The following is a 3,100-nucleotide window of genomic DNA, read 5'->3' as shown; positions in this document are numbered from 1 at the left end:
GCCCCTCTTCCCCGGCAGCCGCACCCGTTGCGGCCCACAGTGCCGCACCCGCCGCCGCCACTGCCGCCGCCGCCACTGCCGCCAACGCGCCTGCGCCCGCCACAGCCCTGGCGGCGCCCGTGACCCACTACGAGAACTTCCCCGTGGCCTCGCTGCTGTGCCCGCCGCAACTGCGCCAACCGATTGCTGCCATCTACGCGTTTGCCCGCACCGCCGACGACATTGCCGACGAAGGCGATGCCACTCCCTCCGCCCGCCTGGCCGACCTGGCCGCCTACCACGCCGACCTGGTGGCCGTCGTGCAAGGCCTGCCGCCGTCTCCCCGCTGGGCCCAGGTGTTCTTGCCGCTGCAAGCGGTGCTGCACAGCCACCACCTGCCCGTGCCCTTGCTCGAAGACCTGCTCAGCGCATTTGCCCAGGATGTGGAAAAAACCCGCGATGCCGAGGGCTACGCCGACCGGGCCGAGCTGCTGGACTACTGCCGCCGCTCCGCCAACCCCGTGGGACGCCTGCTGCTGCACCTGTATGGCGTAGGCGACGCACAGGCGTTGCGGCAAAGCGATGCGATCTGTACCGCGCTGCAGCTCATCAACTTCTGGCAGGACTTGTCGGTGGACATCCCCCGAAACCGCCACTATCTGCCGCGCGCCGACTGTGCAATGCATGGCGCCTGCCAGGCAGAGCTGCTGGCCCTGCAAAGCACACGCGAAAGCGCGCGCCTGATCGCCGACTGCGCCGACTGGGCCCGCACCACCATGTACAGCGGCGCGCCCCTGGTGCACCGCCTGCCCGGCCGCGCGGGCTGGGAACTGCGCCTGGTGGTGCAAGGTGGCCTGCGCATCCTCGACAAGGTCGAGGCCCTCAAAGGTGGCAGCCTGCACACCCGCCCACGCCTGCATGCCTGGGACTGGGTGGTGATGCTGGGCCGCGCACTGGTGATGTAGCTCGTCTGCAACCTGCGTCGCGAAGAAGAAAGATTCATGGGCAGCAAGGTGCACTGACATTGGCTTCCCATCGGCAAAAAAATGAAGAAAAAAATGCCTCTCCGCGCATTGGATATGCTTTTATAGCTACGTTTTTAATAGCATTTGCATTGATCCACCCTCCCTGCGGAACGCACTCCAAACGCAGGGGCAGGGATAACGAGTAGCGCCGGGCTGCAGCGCAGAGTTAGCCTCGCGCCCACCGTACGCCACAAGCGTGCAACCCCTCATCCAGCCATGTTCAGTGGGCTATCCCCACTGCTGCCACCATGCCCGTCAGCGTTTTCGACCTCTTCAAAATCGGTATCGGCCCCTCCAGCTCCCACACCGTGGGGCCCATGATTGCGGCACGGCAGTTTGCCTGCCATGTGCAAGGCACCCTGGGCCTGGCCGCGGTGCACCAAGTCAGCGTGGAACTGTTCGGCTCGCTGTCGGCCACCGGCGTGGGCCACGGCACCGACAAGGCCGTGCTGCTGGGCCTGGCCGGGCACGAGCCCGACCACATCGACCCCGACCAGATCCAGCCCGCCATTGCCGACATACGTACCCGGCAAACGCTGGCCCTGCTGGGCGAGCACCCGGTGCGGTTTGTGGAGAAGGAGCACCTGCTGTTTCGCCGCAAAAGCCTGCCGCTGCATCCCAACGGCATGGCATTTCACGCGTTTGACGCGCAAGGAAACGAGATCGCGGCGCGGGAGTACTACTCGGTGGGCGGCGGCTTTGTGATCGATGCTGCGGGTGAACGCGTACTCAACCGCTCGGCCGCTGCGGGCGACGAGGCCGCCGGTCACGGCAAAGGCCTGCCCCACCCTTTCCGCACCGGCGCCGAGCTGCTGGCACAGTGCCAAACCACCGGCTTCACCCCCGCGCAGCTCATGGCAGCGAACGAGCAACACTGGCGCAGCAACACCGAGGTGCGCCGCCAGCTTCTGGCCATCTGGCGCACCATGGCCGGTGCCGTGCAACGCGGCTGCGCCAGCACCGGCACCCTGCCCGGCCCCATGCATGTGCGCCGCCGCGCGGCCGAGCTGCACCACAAGCTCAGCAGCGCCCCCGAGGCCGCACTGCGCGACCCGCTGTCGATGCTGGACTGGGTCAACCTCTACGCCATGGCCGTCAACGAAGAAAACGCCGCCGGGGGCCGCGTGGTGACCGCGCCCACCAACGGCGCGGCAGGCGTGATCCCGGCAGTGCTGCATTACTACGTCAATTTTTTGCCCGGTGCGAACGAGGACGGCATCGCTACCTTTTTGCTGACCGCTGGCGCCATCGGCATCATCTACAAGGAAAACGCCTCGCTCTCGGGCGCCGAGGTCGGCTGCCAGGGCGAGGTGGGTGTGGCTTGTTCCATGGCGGCAGGCGCGCTGGCCGCCGTGATGGGCGGCAGCCCCGAGCAGATCGAGAACGCCGCCGAGATCGGCATGGAGCACAACCTGGGCATGACCTGTGACCCCGTGGGCGGGCTGGTGCAGATCCCCTGCATCGAGCGCAACGCCATGGGCGCCATCAAGGCCATCAACGCGGCCCGCATGGCGCTGCGCGGGGACGGCCAGCATGTGGTCTCGCTCGACAAGGTCATCAAGACCATGATGCAGACCGGTGCAGACATGAAGGTGAAGTACAAGGAAACTTCGCGCGGGGGCCTGGCGGTGAATGTGGTGGAGTGCTGAAGGTCGACGAAGGCGAGCACTCCCAGTTTCATAGCTGGTAGCGCTTTTCCAACAAGCGCCGGAGGCCAAAAAAAGTCCAATCCGTGCCCCGCTCCAGCCCCGGTTCGCCATGGGACAATCCCGCCCCATGACCCCACAGCAATACGTACAGCAAAAAGCCGTGGCCTCGGGCAGCAGCTTCTACTACGCCTTCCTGTTCCTGCCGGCGCCGCGCCGCGCGGCGATCACGGCGTTTTACGCCTTCTGCCGCGAAGTGGACGATGTGGTCGATGAAGTGACCGACCCCGGCGTGGCCCGCACCAAGCTCGCCTGGTGGCAGGCCGAAGTGGCCAAGGCCTACGCGGGCCAGCCCACCCACCCCGTGATGCAGGCGCTGATGCCCCACACGACCGAATACGGCATCGAGCAACGGCACCTGCAGGCCGTCATCGACGGCTGCCAGATGGA

3 protein-coding genes are annotated in these 3,100 nt (G+C 66.6%); all 3 read left to right on the top strand.

Features of this window, described 5'->3' with window-relative positions; all coding sequences use genetic code 11:
• Positions 1-107 precede the first annotated feature (107 nt).
• Positions 108-944 (top strand): squalene synthase HpnC, encoded by an 837-nt coding sequence (hpnC, locus tag DBR12_RS20235; RefSeq protein WP_108618872.1) that lies wholly within the window; start codon positions 108-110, stop codon positions 942-944.
• Between the two features lie 308 nt (positions 945-1,252).
• The gene (locus DBR12_RS20230) at positions 1,253-2,653 is read left to right on the top strand and encodes an L-serine ammonia-lyase (protein WP_108618870.1); all 1,401 of its coding nucleotides are present in this window, start codon (positions 1,253-1,255) and stop codon (positions 2,651-2,653) included.
• 127 nt (positions 2,654-2,780) lie between these two features.
• The coding region (locus DBR12_RS23285) for a squalene/phytoene synthase family protein (protein ID WP_233244969.1) at positions 2,781-3,100 on the top strand (320 nt) is incomplete at its 3' end.

Source organism: Acidovorax sp. HMWF029 (genome assembly GCF_003060895.1).
In the GTDB taxonomy this organism is placed as follows: domain Bacteria; phylum Pseudomonadota; class Gammaproteobacteria; order Burkholderiales; family Burkholderiaceae_C; genus Acidovorax.
The sequence above is the reverse complement of the archived record's forward strand: the minus strand, read 5'-3'. Positions and strand labels throughout refer to the sequence as shown.